This is a genomic window from Kribbella italica (assembly GCF_014205135.1).
Taxonomy (GTDB): domain Bacteria; phylum Actinomycetota; class Actinomycetes; order Propionibacteriales; family Kribbellaceae; genus Kribbella; species Kribbella italica.
The window spans coordinates 1,548,072-1,565,250 of record NZ_JACHMY010000001.1 but is presented as its reverse complement, the minus strand read 5'-3'; the positions used below and the strand labels follow the sequence as shown (position 1 = coordinate 1,565,250).

Below are 17,179 nucleotides of genomic sequence, written 5' to 3'. Positions count from 1 at the left end.
CCACCACCCACCGACTCCCGGAGACCACCGCGGTCTCCACCCCGGTGGACTCCGCCCCGCGGTCTTCACCCCGTGGACTCCGCCCCGCGGTCTCCACCTGCGACCCTCGCGGTGTCCCCCGCGGTCTCTCTCCCCCGCGATCTATCTCCCTCCGCTGTCTCTGCCCCAACCGCGGCTCCCGGCTCACCACAAGCCGGAGGCCGACCGGGCAGCCAGGCGTCGGCGGCCAGCTTGATCGAGTCGTAGGCCCGGCCGACGTCGATCGCCGCGGTCGGCGGTTGGCCGGCACGGCGCCGGCCGTCGGGGTGGGAGCCGGCGGCCGGCGTGTGGGAGCCGGCAGTTGGTGGGTGGTGCCGGGGGCTACTGGTAGTCCGGCAGGACCAGCCCCGTGTTGGCTGCTCGGCCTTGGTGGCCGTCTTCGGCGGAGGCTCGGAGGGCCTGGTTGCGGGTGTCGAGGAGGGCTTGGGTGGTGGGAGCAAGGATTCGCCGGCCGACTTCCACCACGGCCTGGTTCTCTTCGACGAAGTGGCGGATTCGGTGGTCGTACGCGGCGAACGCGTCGGCGTGGTTGTCGTGGGTGGCGAGTTCGCCGGCCAGGACGTACGCGCCGACGAGGGCGACGCTGGAGCCTTGGCCTGACATGAAGGACGTGGCGTAGGCGGCGTCGCCGACCAGGGCTACCCGGCCTTGCGACCAGGTGGGCATGTGGATCTGGCTGACGATGTCGAAGAAGAGGCTGTCGGAGGTTCGCATGGCCTCGACCAGGCGGGGGACGTGCCAGCCTTGGTGCTGGAACTTCGCGGCGACCAGGTCGCGCTGGGCGATCGGGTCGCGGAAGGCGTCGTACGGCGGTTCGTCCTGCTCGAAGGTGAGGAAGCCGTGGACGAGCTCGTCGGGCTCGTGGGCGTACAGAACGGCGGTCCGGCCGGGGATGTTCCAGACGACGCCTTCGTGGGAGAGGCCGAACTCGTTCGGCAGGGTGAAGCCGGCGAACGCGAACCCGACGTACGAGTGGAACTCCTCCTCCGGGCCGAAGACCAGGCGGCGGGTGTTCGAGTGCAGGCCGTCGGCGCCGATGACCAGGTCGAAGCTGCGGCTGATCCCGCTGTCGAGGACGACGTCGACGCGGTCGCCACGGTCGTCGAGCCGGGCGATCGAGTCGCCGAAGAGGAACTCGACCTTGTCGCGGATCGGCGTGTAGAGCGCGTCGGCCAGGTCGCCGCGGCGGACCTCGAGGTCGAGTCCCTCGGCGCCGCCGGTCATCGCCTCGGGGCGCATGGCGGCGATCAGCGTGCCGTCGGGTTCGAGAAAGGAGACCTTCTGCGAGTCGACGTGGGCCTTGCGCAGCTCCGGCATCAGGCCCATCCGGTCGACGACGTCGCGCGCGGTCCCCCGGACGTCGATCGCGTACCCGCCGCCGCGGACGGCGTCGGCCTTCTCGACGACCGTCACCTCGAAGCCGTACTGGTCGAGCCAGTAGGCGAGCGCGGGGCCGGCGATGCTCGCGCCGGAGATCAGCACTGTGCGATTCATGACGTGTCCTCCTGACAATCCGCATCCAAGATGCGTACTTTAGGTATCTACTTGTTGATCAGAATACATACCTAAGTTAGGTAATCAAATGGATGCCGAGCAACGCCCGGTCCGCGACGCCGCTCCGGAGGAGCTGACGGCGCTCCCCCGGCTCGCGCAGATCAGCAACGCGATGAACCGCGGCCGGCTCGCGCAGCGCGCGACGGAGGCGACCGGACTGAGCCTGGACCGGCCGGCGCTCAGCATCCTGCTGACGCTGGCGATGGCGGGCGAGCCGCTCCGGATCGGCGAGATCGCGGAGCGGATGCAGGTCGTCGGGCCGCACGTCACCCGGCAGACGCAGGGGCTGGAACAGCGCGGCCTGGTACGACGGGTGCCGCATCCGGCGGACCGGCGAGTGAGCCTGATCGAGCCGACCGCAGAGGGTGCCGCGGCGGCGAACCGCTACACGGCGTCGATCGTCGGCTGGTTCAGCGAGGTGGTCGCCGACTGGCCCACGCAGGACCGGCAAGACCTAGGTCGCCTGCTGGCCAAGCTTGCCGACGACGTCACCGCACACCTGGCCAAGGAGGACGCTCCGGGCTAACCCCTCGGGTGGGCCCCTCGGCCGGGGGACGACTCAGCTTCGGGCTGACTTCTCCTGGACGGCCTTGACGATGTGGTGGAGGACCTCGGGATCAGTGGTTGGCGGTACGCCGTGGCCCAGGTTGAAGATGTGGCCGGGGGCCGCCTTGCCCTCGGCGAGGATGCGGTCGAGCTGGGGGTCGATGGCGTCCCAGCCGGCCGACAGCAGGGCCGGGTCCAGGTTGCCCTGGACCGGCTTGGGGTGGCCGCCGGCGGCGGTGATGCGGCGGACGGCCTCGTCGAGCGGTACGCGCCAGTCGACGCCGACCACGTCGGCGCCGGCCTCGCTCATCAGGCCGAGCAGTTCACCGGTGTTCACGCCGAAGTGCAGCCGCGGTACGCCGTACTGCTCGAGCGCGGCGAAGACCTTCGCGGAGTGCGGCTGGACGAACTGGGCGTAGTCGCGCGGCGAGAGCGCGCCCGCCCAGGAGTCGAAGAGCTGGATCGCCGAGGCGCCGGCCTCGATCTGGACCGAGAGGTACGCGATCGCGACGTCGGCCAGGCGGTCGGCCAGGGCGTGCCAGAGCTTCGGGTCGCTGTGCATGAGGGACTTGGTCCGGGCGTAGTCCTTGCTCGGCCCGCCCTCGACCAGGTACGACGCGACGGTGAACGGCGCGCCGGCGAAGCCGATCAGCGGCGTACCGCCGAGCTCCGCCTTCAGCTGCTGGACCGACTCGGTGACGAACCACACGTCCGCCGGATCGACCGGCCGGATCCCGTCCAGGTCCTCCAAGGCCCTCACCGGCGAAGCGATCACCGGGCCGACGCCGGGCTTGATCTCCAGGTCGACACCGACCGCCTTGAGCGGCGTCACGATGTCGGAGTAGAAGATCGCCGCGTCGACGCCGTAACGGCGTACCGGCTGCAGCGTTATCTCCACGACGAGGTCGGGTCGCATACAGGACTCGAGCATCGTGGTGCCCTCGCGGATCGCCCGGTACTCCGGCAGCGAGCGACCCGCCTGGCGCATGAACCAGACCGGCGTGTGCGGCCCAGGCTCACCCCGGGCGGCCAGCAGGAAGGCGGAGCGGTCCAAGGAGGAGTCCGAAGAGCTACCGACAGCGGTCTGTGATTGGGCTGCTTGGTTCACGGGCACAGGGCAATGATCCCATGCCCGAAACCCGTTACCGGCGCGTCGTCACCGGCGTCGGTGAGTGATCAGTCGTAGGCTGCGAAGCATGGGTGCCCGCAAGCAGGTCGACGCGCCACCCGCGGAGTTCGCCGAGGCCCTGACGCAACTGCGTGAGGCCCGGTTCCGGCCCGAGGTCTTCGTCGAGGAGATGCCCGCGCCGCAGCGGATCGCTCCGCACGCGGCCGCGGTCAGCGCCGACGTGACGGTTGATGGTGACGACGTCGCCACCGGCCGTCTGGTCGTCCTCTACGACCCGGACGGGAACGACGCCTGGCAGTCGACCTTCCGCTGTGTCGCGTACGTGCGTGCGGCCGTCGAACCGGAGATGGTGATCGACGCGCTGCTCGGTGGCGTGGGCTGGACCTGGTTGATGGAGGCGCTGGCGGACCGGGGTGCGGAGTTCCTGGCCCCGAGCGGTACCGTCACCAGAGTGGTGTCCGAGAGTTTCGGCGGGATGGCCGACGACGACGCGACCGCGGAGATCGAGATCCGCGCCTCCTGGAGCCCGGTGCCGGGCCCGGACGGCGGGATCGACGTGACGCGGCACGCCGAGGCGTGGGGCGAAGTGCTGTGCACCGCGGCCGGGTTGCCGCCGGTGCCGCCCGGCGTGGTCGCGATGCCTACCCGCCGCGGTCAGCGGGGCCGATGAGCCCGGCCGAGACCCAGCAGTCGCCCGTCCCCGAGGACCCGACCGAGACCCTTCCGCTGCTCGAACTGCGCGACGGGCTGTCCGACGTCGTCGACACCGACAGCGCGCTGCGGGAGGTCGTCGAGGCGTTCCAGGCCGGCAGCGGCCCGGTGGCCGTGGACGCCGAGCGCGCGTCGGGCTACCGCTACTCCCACCGCGCGTACCTGGTCCAGCTGCGCCGTGAGGGTTCCGGCTCCGCGCTGGTCGATCCGATTCCGTTCGGTGACCTGTCCGCGCTCGGCGACGCGATCGTCGACGCGGAGTGGATCATCCACGCGGCCAACCAGGACCTGGCCTGCCTGGCCGAGGTCGGCATGGTTCCGCGCACTGTTTTCGACACCGAGCTGGCCGGGCGCCTGCTCGGCTACCCGAAGGTCGGCCTGGCCTCGCTGGTCAGCGAAGTCCTCGGGTACCGGATGCGCAAGGAGCACTCGGCCGCCGACTGGTCGACCCGGCCCCTACCGAGCCCCTGGCTCGTGTACGCCGCGCTGGACGTCGAGATGCTGATCGAGCTGCGCACCGCGATCGAGCAGGAGCTGCGCCGCGAGGGCAAGTGGGACTGGGCCGAGCAGGAGTTCGCCGCGATCCTGTCCGCGCCGCCGCGCGAGCCGAAGCCCGATCCGTGGCGCCGTACGTCGGGCATGCACCGCGTCCGCAACCGTCGCAGCTTGGCCGTCGTCCGAGCGTTGTGGGAGGCGCGCGACCAGATCGCGGAGTCCGCCGACATCTCCCCCGGCCGGATCCTGCCGGACGCGGCGATCGTCGAGGCCGCGGCCGCGATGCCGGTCGACCGGGACACGCTGCAGAAACTGACCGCTTTCAAGGGCCGCGGCGCGCATCGGCACATGCGGACCTGGTGGGAGGCGATCGATCACGCTCGCCGGCTGCCCGATGGTGAGCTGCCGAAGCAGGGTCCCCGGTACGACGGACCGCCGCCGGCCCGCGCATGGGCCGATCGCGACCCGGACGCCGCGGCTCGGCTGTCGGCCGCACGCGCGGCGGTCGGCGAGATCGCCGAGGCGCACCGGTTGCCGACCGAGAACCTGCTCTCCCCCGACACGATTCGCCGGCTGGCGTGGACGCCGCCGGCCGAGCCGGGACTCGACGTGGTGAAGACGTTCCTGCGCGAGCACGGTGCCCGCGAGTGGCAGGTCGGGCTGACCGGTCAGGTGTTGGCTGATGCGCTGACGGTCACTGCTCCGGCCAAGTCGCTGGACTAGCTCGTCGCCCCGAACCCCGGACCAGTTGGTCACGGGGATCGGGGGAACTACTTGAAGGTCCTGCGCCGGGTCCTGGAGTGGTGAAGAGGCGCTCAGGCCTGGAGCTGACGCTCGATGGCGTCGACGACCTCGGGCGACTCCGGCGTCGTACGGGTCCGGAAGCGGGCCGCCACCGTGCCCTCGGAGCTGAGCAGGAACTTCTCGAAGTTCCACTGGACGTCACCGGCGTTGCCCTCGGCGTCCGGAGTGAGCGTGAGCTCCTGGAACAGCGGGTGCCGGCCCTCGCCGTTCACCTCGGTCTTGTCCAGCATCGGGAACGTCACGCTGTACGTCGTCGAGCAGAACTCCTGGATCTCCTCGGTCGTACCCGGCTCCTGTCCGCCGAACTGGTTGCACGGAACGCCCAGCACGGTGAAGCCGCGGGACGCGTACTTCTGCTGCAGGTTCTCCAGCTCGGTGTACTGCGGGGTCGCGCCGCACTTGGAGGCGACGTTCACGATCAGCACGGTCTGCCCCTTGTACTCACCGAGGGACGTCTCGGCGCCGGACAGAGTGCGCAGGGCGATGTCGTACAGGCTCATTCGTTTCCTTCGGGAGGCAGTTGGCGGGACAGGAACTCGGTGGTGCGCTGCCAGGCCTGCGCGGAGGCCTCGGCGTGGTGGAACGCGGGCATCGGGTTGTCGAACGCGTGCCCGGCGCCCGGGTAACGGTGGACCTCGGCGTCGCCGAGCTCGGCGACGATCTTGTCGACCGTCGCGCGCGGGAGATAGTCGTCCGCGTCGCCGAAGTGGTGCAGGCTCGCCGCCGTCACGTCCGGCGCGAGCGGCAGCAGGTTCGGCAGGGCGGAGCCGTAGTAGCTGACCAGGACGTCCGGATCAGCCGCGGCGGCGACGTTGAAGCCGAGGCCGCCGCCGAAGCAGTAGCCGATCACGCCGACCGGGGTGTCGCGGCCGCGCAGGTACTCCAGCGCGGCGATCGAGTCCGACACGGCGAGATCCCAGTCGAGGCGATCCAGTACGGCGAGCGCCCGGTCCAGGAGGTCGGTCGCGTCGGGGTCGAGGTCGACGTCGTCCAGGCGCCAGAAGATCTCCGGCGCGACGACGTGGTACCCGAGCGCGGCGAGCTGGGCACCGCGCTCCTGGATGTACTCCGAGACCCCGAAGATCTCCTGCAGAAGCAGGAGGCCGGGACCGGAGCCTTCCCAGACGTGCACGGGCATCAGGCCGGAGCCGGTGTCGATTTCCAGGGTCACGCAATGAGCCTACTGCGCTACTCGGTTCTCCTCCGGAACAGCCTGTCGAGCAGCCTGCGGAAACCGGGACGGCTTGGCCGGCACCCAGGTTCTGCACTCCTCGATCGCGTTGTTGAGCAGCCGGTAGAGCCGTTGGTCCGGGTCGGGGACGCAGGCTTGCGAGATGCCCTCGACCGCGCACGAGACCGCTCTGGGCGCCGTACGGCGGGCGTAGTCGGACGTGCCGCGGTGAGCCTTGGCGGTGAACGCGCGGGCCCACTTGGTCGCGGACGGGACCGAGTCGAGGACCTCCTGCGAGGCCGGGTCCATGCTGTCGAGCGGGCGCCCGTCCAGCGCCGCGAGCTGCCGCTCCCCCACGATCAGGGCGACGGCCAGGATGTACTGGCGCTCCTGCGAGACGACCGGCAGGGCTTCCTGGATGCAGACGGCCGTCACCCGCGGTACGACGTGCGGGTCGTCCGGTGTCAGCCCGATCACCGACGGGATCAGCGGCGCCAGCCGGGACCGGCCGGCGTCCGTCGTACAGTCGTTGACGTCGCGCGCGACGCCCGCGAGCAGCGGGTGCGTGCAGGACGGATGGTCCGACCAGGGTTCGCCGGCCAGGTAGGACGCGAACTCCATGAAGCAGGCGCCCTTGCGCGGATTGCGGTGCTTGCCCCGGCTCAGGACCGGGACGGCGAAATCGAAGTTGTTCATCTGAGCGACTCCCGAAGCGTGCCTTGGTCCAGCATGCGCCCGATCCCACCCGGGCGCCACGCCCAACGCACATTCGCCCCACCGGCGGTTGTGAGCAGCCGCACAGGCGCGCCGTCTTGGGGCCATTCATTACCGACGGGTAGCATCGGTGTTGCCACCCCACCCTAAGGAGGGCCTCGTGCCCCGTGAGATCCGCGATGTCGTGTTCGTCGACGGCGTTCGCACCCCGTTCGGCAAGGCCAAAGGTCAGTACGCCGAGACGCGCGCCGACGACCTGGTGATCAAGTGCATCCGTGAGCTGCTGCGCCGCAACCCGTCGCTGCCGCCCGAGCGGGTCGAGGAGGTCGCGATCGCGGCCACCACCCAGATCGGCGACCAGGGCCTGACCATCGGCCGGACCGCCGCGCTGCTGGCCGGGCTGCCGAACACCACCCCGGGCTACGCGATCGACCGGATGTGCGCGGGCGCGATGACCGCGGTCACCACGACCGCCTCCGGGATCGCCTTCGGCGCGCAGGACGTGGTGATCGCCGGCGGTGTCGAGCACATGGGCCGGCACCCGATGGGCGAGGGCGTCGACCCGAACCCGCGGATCATCTCCGAGAAGCTGGTCGACACCTCCGCGCTGGTGATGGGCTCCACCGCCGAGAACCTGCACGATCGCTACCCGACGATCACCAAGGCGCGCACCGACGCGTTCGCGGTCGCCTCCCAGGAGCGCGCCGCCAAGGCGTACGCGAACGACCTGATCCAGCCGGACCTGGTCCCGATCGCGACCCGTTCGGCCGAGCACGGCTGGGGCCTGGCGACCACCGACGAGCCGATGCGGCCCGGGACGACGCTGGAGGACCTGGCGAAGCTGAAGACCCCGTTCCGCCCGCACGGCCGGGTCACCGCGGGCAACGCGGCCGGGATCAACGACGGCGCGACCGCCGCCCTGCTGACCTCGGCGGAGGCGGCCGAGGAGCTCGGCCTGACGCCGAAGATGAAGCTCGTCTCGTACGCCTTCGTCGGCGTCGAGCCCGAGGTGATGGGCTTCGGCCCGGTCCCGGCGACCGAGAAGGCGCTGAAGCAGGCCGGCCTGACCATCGACGACATCCAGGCCTTCGAGGTGAACGAGGCGTTCGCCGTCCAGGTGCTGGCCTTCCTGGAGCACTACGGGATCGCCGACGACGACCCGCGGGTCAACCCGTACGGCGGCGCGATCGCGTACGGCCACCCGCTGGCCTCGTCCGGCGTTCGGCTGATGGTCCAGCTGGCCAAGCAGTTCGAGCTGCGCCCCGAGGTCCGCTACGGCCTCACCACCATGTGCGTCGGCCTCGGCATGGGCGGAACCATCATCTGGGAGAACCCGAACTGGGAAGGCAGCGCCGCATGAGCGACCTCAACACGCTGATCGCCGAAGCGACCGCGATCGAGAACGACGAGCTCGTCACGCTCGCGCCCAGCCGGGACGTCGTCCTGCCGAACAAGGCCGGCACGATGGCGCTGATCACGCTCGACAACGGCCAGGACCACACCAAGCCGAACACCTTCGGCCCGAAGGGTCTCGCCGAGCTGAACACGGCGATCGACGCCGCGCTGGCCCGCGAGGACGTCGTCGCGATCGGCGTCACCGGCAAGCCGTTCATCCTGGCCGCCGGCGCCGACCTCAGCGGCGTACCGAAGCTGACCGAGCGCGAGCAGGCGCTCAATCTCGGCCGGATCGGCCACGGCGTGATGCGCAAGCTGACCGAGGGCGGCAAGCCGAGCTTCGCGTTCGTCAACGGCGTCGCGCTCGGCGGTGGCCTCGAGGTCGCGCTGCACGCGTCGTACCGGACCGTCTCGGTGGCCGCCGGGATGATCTCCACGCCGGAGGTCTTCCTCGGCCTGCTCCCGGGCTGGGGCGGCAACTTCCTGCTGCCGAACCTGATCGGCGCCGACAAGGCCGTCAAGGTCGTCGTCGAGAACGCGCTGAACCAGAACAAGATGCTCTCCGGCCCCGAGGCGGTGAAGTTCGGGATCGGCGACGTGCTGCTGGACTCGGCCGACTTCCTCGAGCAGTCGCTGATCTGGGCGAGCAAGGTGCTGACCGGCGAGGTCACCGTCGAGCGGCCCGAGATCGACCGCGGCGACGCGTGGGACGCGGCGGTGGCCCGCGGCAAGGCGTTCGCCGACCTCAAGGTCAGCGGCGCGGCGCCCGCGCCGTACCGGGCGCTGGACCTGATCGCGGCGGCCAAGGACAACGATCGCGACCGTGGGTTCGCGGCCGAGGACGAGGCGCTGGCCGACCTGATCATGAGCGAGGAGCTGCGCAGCGGCCTCTACGCCTTCGACCTGGTCAACAAGCGCGCCAAGCGCCCGGCCGGTGCGCCGGACAAGTCGCTGGCCCGTCCGGTCAACAAGGTCGGCGTCGTCGGTGCCGGGCTGATGGCCGGCCAGCTCGCCCTGCTGTTCGTACGGCGGCTCGAGGTGCCCGTCGTCCTCACCGACCTCGACCAGGAGCGGGTCGACCGCGGCGTCGGCTACGTGCACGGCGAGATCGACAAGCTGCTCGGCAAGGGCCGGATCCGCCCGGACAAGGCCAACCAGCTGAAGGCGCTCGTCACCGGGTCGGTGGACCGCGCGGTCTTCGCCGACGCGGACTTCGTGATCGAGGCGGTCTTCGAGGAGCTGCAGCTGAAGAAGACGATCTTCGCCGACCTGGAGAAGATCGTCGCACCGGAGGCGATCCTGGCGACGAACACCTCGTCGCTGCCGATCACCGAGATGGCCGCCGATCTGGAGCACCCCGAGCGGGTCGTCGGGTTCCACTTCTTCAACCCGGTCGCGGTGCTGCCGTTGCTGGAGATCATCCGTGCCGACCAGACCGACGACGCCGCGCTGGCGACGGCGTTCGCGGTCGGCAAGAAGCTGAAGAAGTCGTGCGTGCTGGTCAAGGACGCGCCGGCCTTCGTGGTGAACCGGCTGCTGACCCGCTTCCTCGGCGAGGTCAGCGCGGCGGTCGACGAGGGCACGCCGATTCCTGAAGCGGACAAGGCGTTGTCGGCGCTCGGACTGCCGATGCCGCCGTTCGTGCTGCTGCAGCTGGTCGGTCTGCCGGTCGCGCTGCACGTCGCCGAGACGATGAACCGGGCCTACCCGGACCGGTTCGCCGTGTCCGAGAACCTCGCCAAGGTCGTTGCTGCGGGCAAGAGTTCGTTCTACGTCTGGAGCGCCGAGGGCAAGCCGTCGGTCGACCCGGAGGTCGAGGCCCTGGTCACCGTCGGCGACCAGCCGTCCGGCGCCGACGAGCTGCGTACCCGCGTACTGACCGCGCTGGCCGAGGAGATCAAGATCATGCTCGACGAGGGTGTGGTCGCCGAGGCGCAGGACATCGACCTGTGCCTGCTGCTCGGCGCCGGCTGGCCGTTCCACCTCGGCGGCATCACGCCGTACCTGGACCGCTCGGGCATCGCCGAGAAGGCCAACGGGCAGCGTTTCCTCGCCAAGGGCGTTGCGTCGCTGGCCTGACCCACGATCTGCTGGGGTCGGTGCGGAGCCCGGAAGCCCGCTCCGGCCCCAGCAGCAGGTTCCTGCCACCCACCAGCCGGTGCCCTGATCCTTGACTAGGGTGCCTGGGTGAGTGAGTTGGCAAAGGACGGACTCGGAGTCATCGCCGCGAACCAGGCGGCCAACGCGGTCCGTGAGCAGGTGGTGCGCACTCTGGCGGCGTACGTCGGACTGTCGGCCCGAATGCGGGCTCTCGAGGACGCCTTCCGGACCCAGGTGATGGGTGCGGGGTACCAGCTCCAGCAACTGATCGAGGAGCGCCGCCGCCTGGAGGCGGAGCTCGACCGGATCCGGACGCGGCTCGACAGAGACGAGTACGCCGATGACGCGGCCCTCGCCGCCGACGTCGAGGCCGCCCTGGTCGAGACCGTGCCCGGCCCGCTGGACGAGGACGACCCTTCGGCGTCCGCCGAACCGCTCCCCGACGACGGGCTCGACGAACTGAGCCGGCGCCGGATCCTGCGCGAGTTCAAGCGGATCGTGCTGCCGAAGGTCCACACCGACACCTCGACGGCGCCGCCCGAGGAGTTCGCGGTCGCGCACGCCGTCTACCGCGAACGCGACTACGTGCTGATGGAGGCGTTCGTCGTCCAGCACCGCGGCGAGCTCGGCCCGTACGACGACGACGGCGCGGAGCTGTCGACCGGCCAGGCGACCGAGCGGCTGGCGTCGTACCGGGCAGCGGCCCGTCGGCTCGACGCACGGCTGGCCCGGCTGCGCGCCGACGCGACCGAGGCCGAACTCACCGTGCCGGAGGACGCGCAGCACCGGATCCGCGAGCAGAACCAGGAGTTCCTGCAGGCGATCGACGACGAGTCGGCCACCGTGCTGCGGCTGCGCACCGAACTGGAGAACCTGCGACGCAAGGGAGACCAGCCGTGACCGGCGACTCGATCGAACGCACCGGACGTGGCGTCCCGGCCGGACGCGGCGAGCTGCGGGAGCTGATGCGCGCATTCCTTGCCGAGAGCAACGAAGACACCTTCGAGTGGACCTCGGTCACCACCGCGGACGGACTCCCCCACCCCTGGATCTACGACCTGTTCGAGGACTCCAACGGCACGATCTGGGTCGGCACCTGGGGCGGCGGCCTCGGCCGGTACGACGGCAGCAGCTGGACGACGTACACCAAGCGCGACGGCCTGGCCAGCAACGCGGTCACCTCCATCCGCGAGGACTCCCGCGGGCAGCTGTGGATCGGCACCGACCGCGGCCTCACCCGGTACGACGGGCAGCGGTTCACCAAGGCCGGACTGACCGGCAAGAGCATCCTCACCCTGCACGTCGACGCCGACGACAACGTCTGGGCCGGGACCTGGCGCTCGCGGCTGACCGGCGGCGGCCTGCACCGGTACGACGGCCGCCAGTGGCAGGCGTTCGGCAAACGCGACGGCCTGCCCGGGGTCGAGATCCTGAAGGTCTTCGAGGACTCCCGCGGCCGGATCTGGGTCGGCACCTACGATCACGGCGACGGAGCCGGCGTCGGCTGCTGGGACGGGACCCGCTGGCAGAACTTCCGGGTCGAGGACGGTCTGCTGGACAACTGCGTGTACTCGATGTTCGAGGATCCCGACGGCCGGATGTGGTTCGGCACGATGCGCGGGGTGTCGGTGTACGACGGCCGCAGCTGGTACCGGATGACGACCGCCGACGGGCTGGTGCACGACCGCGTCTACGCGATGCTGATCGACGCCGAGCAGACGATGTGGTTCGGCACCGAGGGCGGCGTCAGCCGGTACGACGGTCGCGACTGGACGTCGTACACGGCCGACGGCGAACTGGTCGAAGACCTGGTCCGCTCGATCCTGCAGGACCGCGACGGCGGGCTGTGGTTCGGCACCTACCCGTTCGCGGCCGGGCACGGCGGGATCAGCATCGCCCGGAGGCCGACCCAGCGCGACAGCCTGGAGCAGAAGGCGGCGCGCTATCTGCCGCCGCGGGACCAGCGGAAGCTCAGCCCCGGAACTTCTTGACCGCCGCGGTGAGCTCGGCCGGGGTGTGGCCGGTGTGGCGTTTCAGGATCGCGCTGGACGCCGCGTCGGTGGTGCCGTGCACGGCCAGGTCGGCGTACAGGGCGGCGACCTTCGTCATGCCGAGCTCGTCGGCCAGGTACTCGACGGCCCACCAGCTCTGGCCGTAGGCGCGGTCGCCGTTCGCGTCGAACGCGTCGCGGTCGGGCAGGGCCTTCATGCCGGGCAGGTACTTGGACCTGACCGTCTTCCGGTACGGGTCGACGGTCCACTGGGGATCGTCCTCGACCGACCGGCAGCGCACGTACTCCGCCAGGCCCTCGGCGAGCCAGAGCGGGACCAGCGGACCGATCGGCACGGTCGCGACGTGGGTCATCTCGTGCACCAGCAGGTCCTCGTCGAGGTCCTTGCGCAGCGCTGGGTTGATCACGATCCGGCTGCCGACGGCCGGACCGGACGGCTTGCCGAGCTGCTCCCCCTCGTACAAGGTGACCGCCTTGGCGGCGATCGTCCAGCCGCGGCCGGTGCCCGACGTCCACACGGTCGCCATCACCTGCGGCTCCGGCATCGCGACCACCAGGACCGAGCCGTCCCAGCCGCGCGGCCAGTGCCGGCGGACCGCGGCGACGGCGTCCCGCGAGACCCGCGCGATCGTCTTGCCGAGCGCGAGTTCGCGTTGCGCGACCACGACGACGACCTTGCCGCGCCGGACCAGCGCGACCTCCTGGAAGTCCCACGGCTGGCGGTGCCCGTCGCGGCTCAGCGTCTCGTCGATCGCGCCGTCCTCGACCAGGACCCACAGGTTGTCGCGGCGGACGAACGTGTAGCCGAGGTCGGTCTGCACGGGCTTCGGGTCGACGCCGGCGATCTGGTACCGCATCATCACGCGGGTGGTGTACGTCGACGGCCCGTACTTCTCGGCCAGCTTCGGCGCCGCCCAGTCGTCGGCGGTGAAGTACCTCAGCGTGCTGAACCCGAACTTGCGCAGGTTCGCGAACAGCAGCTTCTGCCGCGCGACCAGCTTCGGCTGCTTCGGGTCGACCGCGGCGAGGAACCCGTTCAGATCACCCTTGAGTACGGCGGTCGCCCGCTTGCCCAGCAGCAGGTCGACCTCGCGCTGCCGGCTCTTCTTCTCGGCGGCGCTCAGCTCGGGCGCCGTGCCCGGCGCCTCCAGCGCGGCCGCCGTGCTCCCGGCCGGCACGTCTCCCGAGCGCGTCACGACCACGGCGCCGGCGGTCCCGGCCAGCGCGAGCGCCGCGACGGCCGCCAGCAGGCGCCTCGGGTGCTTCATGAAAGAGTCTGCCCTCTGCGAGAGTTCCGGTGAACCAGCGCCACTGCCCCTCGTCGCCCGCCACCTCACAAGGACCAACCCCCGATCGGTGGCCGGTACTTGGAAGACACAGGCGGTCGACTGAAGAATCCTACCGTCGGCAAAGGCCGCGCCCCCGGACGAGATCCGGTGGCGCGGCCTTCGGTGGCACGTGGGCTGTCGCGGCGAGCAGCTAGGCCTTGGTGGCCTCGCCGGTCTTCTCCTCGAGACCGACGCGGCTGCGGCGGTAGCCGTAGACGGCGTACACGATGAAGCCGAGCGCCATCCAGATCGCGAACCGCAGCCAGGTCTCCAGCGACAGGTTCAGCATCAGGTAGATGCAGATCACCGCGGCCACGATCGGCACCACCGGGTTGCCGGGGACGCGGAACGAGCGCTGGATATCCGGCCGCCGCCGGCGCAGCAGCGGGACCGCGATCGAGACCAGGGTGAACGCGGCCAGGGTGCCGATGTTCACCATCTCCTCCAGCTTGCCGATCGGGGTGACGCCCGCGACGATCGCGACCACGACGCCGATCCCGATCGTCAGCCGGTACGGCGTACCGAACTTCGGGTGCGTCTTGCCGAGCTTGGCCGGCACCAGGTGGTCGCGGCTCATCGCGAACACCACCCGCGCGGCACCGATCATCAGCGTCAGCACGACGGTGGTCAGACCCGCGACCGCACCGGCCGAGATCAGCGTCGCGAACCCGGGCCGGCCGACCGACCGGAACGCCTCGGCCAGCGCGGCCTCGCCGTTGATGTCCTTGTAGTTGACCATCCCGGTGATCACGATGCAGACCAGCACGTACAGCACGGTGCAGATCGCCAGCGAGCCGATGATGCCGCGCGGCAGGTCGCGCTGCGGGTTCTTCGCCTCCTCGGCGGTGGTCGCGACCACGTCGAACCCGATGAACGCGAAGAACACCAGCGACGCGCCCGACACCAGGCCCATCACGCCGAACGTCGACGGCGTGAACCCGAACAGGGCCTGGAACAACGGAGTCGTGATGGTCACGTCACCGTTCTCGGCCGGCACGCTGTCGGGGATGAACGGGGTCAGGTTCGAGCCCTTGATGTAGAACAGGCCGGCGATGATCACGAACAGCACGACGAACAGCTTGACCGCGACCAGCACCAGGTTGACCCGCAGCGACTCCTTGATGCCGACCGTGGCCAGGATCGTCAGCACGATGATCAGCAGCATCGCCAGCACGTTGACATGTGAGTCCGGGCCGATCGAGTCCGGCCAGCCCAGACCGATCTGCTCCAGGAACAGCGCAGCGTACGTCGACCAGCCCTGGGCGACGACGCTTGCCCCGAGCATCAGCTCGAGCAGCAGGTCCCAGCCGATGATCCAGGCGAAGACCTCGCCGAGGGAGAAGTACGAGAACGTGTACGCCGATCCCGACACCGGGACGGTCGAGGAGAACTCGGCGTAGCACAGCGCCGCGAGGCCGCAGCAGATCGCGGCCAGCACGAACGACAACGCGATACTCGGCCCGGCGTACGCCTGGGCAGCCCTTCCGGTGAGCGTGAAGATCCCGGCACCGATGATCACACCGATGCCGAACACGGTCAGGTCCAGGGCGGTGAGGCGTTTCTTGAGCTGGTACTCCGGCTCGTCGGTGTCCGCGATCGACTGCTCGATCGTCTTGGTCCGTAACAGACTCACGACGCCTCCTAGAAAGTATTTCAGATCAAAGTACTACTTAGCGTTGAGGTCGGTAGTCTTTGAGTGAGATCCACAACGTCGCTTCGGTGTACCCGGTGCGGGTCAGCAGTATGCGGTCGCGGCTGGTCTGGTCGGTGCCGTGCCGGGCCAGGTCCTCGTACAGGTCCTCGACCGCCTTGAGACCGATCTCACGGACCAGGAAGCGCACGGCCAGCCAGCTCACGCCGTACACGTCGGTGTTGCTCTCGTAGAAGCCGAGATCCGAAGGCAGCGCGACCAGACCGGGCAGCGCCTGGTCGATCACCTCCTGCTCCCACTTGGCGACCTCGCCGGCACCACCGACCGCTTCGATCCCGCGCCAGGACACGTACTCCGCGGCGCCCTCGGCGAGCCAGAGCGGCTCGTAGCCACCGAGGTCGGCGGTGGCGACGTGGGTGATCTCGTGCGACAGCAGGATCTCGTCGATCCGGTCGCGTTCCTTGGGGTTGACCACGATGTACGCGCCGCCGACGGTACCGTCCGCGGTGTCCTGACCGGGCAGCGAGGTGAACGTCGAGCCGGCGCTCGCGGCGGACTCGATGTCCTCGTCGGCGAACCGCGCGTCCCGGACCTCGGTGTCGTCGAGCGCCACGATCAGCACCGATCCACGCCAGCGGCGCGGCCAGTACGCCGTCACCTGGCCGAGTGCTTCATTGGCCTCGGCAACGATCGCCTCGGCGCGATCGGTGTCGCCCTTCTCCACGATCGCCAGCACCCGCGGACCGCGCCGGACCTCGATCCGGCCCAGGTCCCAGGGCTCGCGGTGCGCGGTCGGGCCGAGCTCGTCGTCCAGGTCGCGGTCGTCGGTGATGACCCAGCGGCCGCCGCGGCTGACGAACGTGTAGCCGAGCTCGGTGGTCACCGGGTCGAGGTCGACCTTCGGGATCTGGTAGCGCATCAGGACGCGGACCAGGTACGTCGACGAGCCGTGCTCGCGGACCGCGGCCTGGTCGAACCGCTCCTCGGCCTGGCTGTACCCGACCTCGGTGAAGCCGATCTCGACCAGGTTCGCGAACAGCGTCCGCTGCTCCTGGCGCAGCTTGGTGTCGGCCGGGTCGATGTCGGCCAGGAACAGCTTCTCGTTACCGTCCCGGACCGCCTTCGCGCGGCGCAGCAGCACGATGTCGACCGCCTGCCGCCGGGCGGCGACCGCGGCCGCGGTCTTGGACGGCGGCTTGTTGCTCTGGTTCGGCGGGGACGCCGGGCCGACGCTCACCTTGGGCCGGCTGCGGGCGTCGTCCTCGCGCTGCTCGACGGCGTACGCGACACCGCCGCAGGTCAGCACGACCACCACCAGCAGACCCAGCCAGCGGCGGGGCCTAGGGGGCGGTGCCTGAGCGCCCGGCCGGGCAGCGTCAGGGGGTGACACACTCACGTCGGGTCGATTCCTCCGGTCCGCCCGTCCAGCGACAGCCCGGCTACCCTACTCGGTCCTGCTGAATCCACCACCGACACGCCGGGTATACAACTTTGCCCCTGGAATCCCCGGGATTCCCCGCTGCCGGAGCAG

General features: G+C 70.2%; 15 protein-coding genes. 7 read left to right on the top strand and 8 right to left on the bottom strand.

Translation table 11 applies throughout. The features are described 5' to 3' along the window. Positions 1–360: 360 nt before the first annotated feature. Positions 361–1,533 (bottom strand): FAD-dependent monooxygenase, encoded by a 1,173-nt coding sequence (locus HDA39_RS07300; protein WP_184794467.1) that lies wholly within the window; start codon positions 1,531–1,533, stop codon positions 361–363. A gap of 88 nt (positions 1,534–1,621) precedes the next feature. Between HDA39_RS07300 and HDA39_RS07295 the strand changes: the two genes are divergently transcribed. Beyond that, positions 1,622–2,119 (top strand): MarR family winged helix-turn-helix transcriptional regulator, encoded by a 498-nt coding sequence (locus HDA39_RS07295; RefSeq protein ID WP_184794466.1) that lies wholly within the window; start codon positions 1,622–1,624, stop codon positions 2,117–2,119. Between the two features lie 33 nt (positions 2,120–2,152). Here HDA39_RS07295 and hemE read toward each other — a convergent pair whose 3' ends face one another. Next, positions 2,153–3,193 carry a uroporphyrinogen decarboxylase gene (gene hemE, locus HDA39_RS07290; RefSeq protein ID WP_202892900.1) on the bottom strand — a complete coding sequence of 347 codons (1,041 nt, stop codon included), beginning with the start codon at positions 3,191–3,193 and terminating at the stop codon, positions 2,153–2,155. A gap of 142 nt (positions 3,194–3,335) precedes the next feature. On the opposite strand from hemE, the gene HDA39_RS07285 reads away from it, so the two are divergent. Together HDA39_RS07285 and HDA39_RS07280 are read left to right on the top strand one after the other, a co-directional pair. Further along, the gene (locus HDA39_RS07285) at positions 3,336–3,938 is read left to right on the top strand and encodes a DUF3000 domain-containing protein (RefSeq protein ID WP_184794464.1); all 603 of its coding nucleotides are present in this window, start codon (positions 3,336–3,338) and stop codon (positions 3,936–3,938) included. Beyond that, complete coding sequence (locus tag HDA39_RS07280; RefSeq protein ID WP_184794463.1) at positions 3,935–5,197, top strand: HRDC domain-containing protein; 1,263 nt, start codon at positions 3,935–3,937, stop codon at positions 5,195–5,197. The genes HDA39_RS07285 and HDA39_RS07280 overlap by 4 nt, the downstream gene beginning before the upstream one ends. Positions 5,198–5,289: 92 nt before the next feature. Here HDA39_RS07280 and HDA39_RS07275 read toward each other — a convergent pair whose 3' ends face one another. Genes HDA39_RS07275 through HDA39_RS07265 form a run of 3 tightly spaced genes read right to left on the bottom strand, consistent with a single transcriptional unit; the run spans position 5,290 to position 7,145 of the window. Next, positions 5,290–5,778 carry a glutathione peroxidase gene (locus tag HDA39_RS07275; protein ID WP_184794462.1) on the bottom strand — a complete coding sequence of 163 codons (489 nt, stop codon included), beginning with the start codon at positions 5,776–5,778 and terminating at the stop codon, positions 5,290–5,292. Beyond that, positions 5,775–6,449: a dienelactone hydrolase family protein gene (locus HDA39_RS07270; protein WP_184794461.1), complete on the bottom strand. Its 675-nt coding sequence runs from the start codon at positions 6,447–6,449 to the stop codon at positions 5,775–5,777. Before HDA39_RS07270 ends, HDA39_RS07275 begins: the two co-directional genes overlap by 4 nt. A 9-nt stretch (positions 6,450–6,458) precedes the next feature. Further along, a complete protein-coding gene (locus HDA39_RS07265) occupies positions 6,459–7,145 on the bottom strand; it encodes a hypothetical protein (RefSeq protein ID WP_184794460.1) in 687 nt (228 codons plus the stop codon). A gap of 178 nt (positions 7,146–7,323) precedes the next feature. Here HDA39_RS07265 and HDA39_RS07260 point away from each other — a divergent pair, with 178 nt between their 5' ends. The 4 genes from HDA39_RS07260 (at position 7,324) to HDA39_RS07245 (ending at position 12,649) form a co-directional block, all read left to right on the top strand. Next, a complete protein-coding gene (locus HDA39_RS07260; protein WP_184794459.1) occupies positions 7,324–8,523 on the top strand; it encodes an acetyl-CoA C-acyltransferase in 1,200 nt (399 codons plus the stop codon). Further along, the gene (locus HDA39_RS07255) at positions 8,520–10,637 is read left to right on the top strand and encodes a 3-hydroxyacyl-CoA dehydrogenase NAD-binding domain-containing protein (RefSeq protein ID WP_184794458.1); all 2,118 of its coding nucleotides are present in this window, start codon (positions 8,520–8,522) and stop codon (positions 10,635–10,637) included. The genes HDA39_RS07260 and HDA39_RS07255 overlap by 4 nt, the downstream gene beginning before the upstream one ends. A gap of 108 nt (positions 10,638–10,745) precedes the next feature. Further along, positions 10,746–11,558 (top strand): hypothetical protein, encoded by an 813-nt coding sequence (locus HDA39_RS07250; protein WP_184794457.1) that lies wholly within the window; start codon positions 10,746–10,748, stop codon positions 11,556–11,558. Continuing rightward, positions 11,555–12,649 carry a two-component regulator propeller domain-containing protein gene (locus tag HDA39_RS07245; RefSeq protein WP_202892898.1) on the top strand — a complete coding sequence of 365 codons (1,095 nt, stop codon included), beginning with the start codon at positions 11,555–11,557 and terminating at the stop codon, positions 12,647–12,649. The genes HDA39_RS07250 and HDA39_RS07245 overlap by 4 nt, the downstream gene beginning before the upstream one ends. Here HDA39_RS07245 and HDA39_RS07240 read toward each other — a convergent pair. The 3 genes from HDA39_RS07240 to HDA39_RS07230 form a co-directional block, all read right to left on the bottom strand. Beyond that, positions 12,630–13,937: a hypothetical protein gene (locus tag HDA39_RS07240; RefSeq protein WP_184794456.1), complete on the bottom strand. Its 1,308-nt coding sequence runs from the start codon at positions 13,935–13,937 to the stop codon at positions 12,630–12,632. The two genes, HDA39_RS07245 and HDA39_RS07240, sit on opposite strands and share 20 nt — an antisense overlap. A 211-nt stretch (positions 13,938–14,148) precedes the next feature. Beyond that, the gene (locus HDA39_RS07235; protein WP_184794455.1) at positions 14,149–15,630 is read right to left on the bottom strand and encodes an amino acid permease; all 1,482 of its coding nucleotides are present in this window, start codon (positions 15,628–15,630) and stop codon (positions 14,149–14,151) included. Positions 15,631–15,667: 37 nt separating this feature from the next. Further along, a complete protein-coding gene (locus HDA39_RS07230) occupies positions 15,668–16,963 on the bottom strand; it encodes a hypothetical protein (RefSeq protein WP_337925661.1) in 1,296 nt (431 codons plus the stop codon). Positions 16,964–17,179: the final 216 nt, after the last annotated feature.

Excerpts from the sequence above, each read along its gene's own strand:
- HDA39_RS07255 (WP_184794458.1), top strand. The coding sequence starts at position 8,520 with ATGAGCGACCTCAACACGCTGATCGCCGAAGCGACCGCGATCGAGAAC.
- HDA39_RS07240 (WP_184794456.1), bottom strand. The coding sequence starts at position 13,937 with ATGAAGCACCCGAGGCGCCTGCTGGCGGCCGTCGCGGCGCTCGCGCTG.
- HDA39_RS07275 (WP_184794462.1), bottom strand. The coding sequence starts at position 5,778 with ATGAGCCTGTACGACATCGCCCTGCGCACTCTGTCCGGCGCCGAGACG.
- HDA39_RS07265 (WP_184794460.1), bottom strand. The coding sequence starts at position 7,145 with ATGAACAACTTCGATTTCGCCGTCCCGGTCCTGAGCCGGGGCAAGCAC.
- HDA39_RS07285 (WP_184794464.1), top strand. The coding sequence starts at position 3,336 with ATGGGTGCCCGCAAGCAGGTCGACGCGCCACCCGCGGAGTTCGCCGAG.
- HDA39_RS07280 (WP_184794463.1), top strand. The coding sequence starts at position 3,935 with ATGAGCCCGGCCGAGACCCAGCAGTCGCCCGTCCCCGAGGACCCGACC.
- HDA39_RS07295 (WP_184794466.1), top strand. The coding sequence starts at position 1,622 with ATGGATGCCGAGCAACGCCCGGTCCGCGACGCCGCTCCGGAGGAGCTG.
- HDA39_RS07300 (WP_184794467.1), bottom strand. The coding sequence starts at position 1,533 with ATGAATCGCACAGTGCTGATCTCCGGCGCGAGCATCGCCGGCCCCGCG.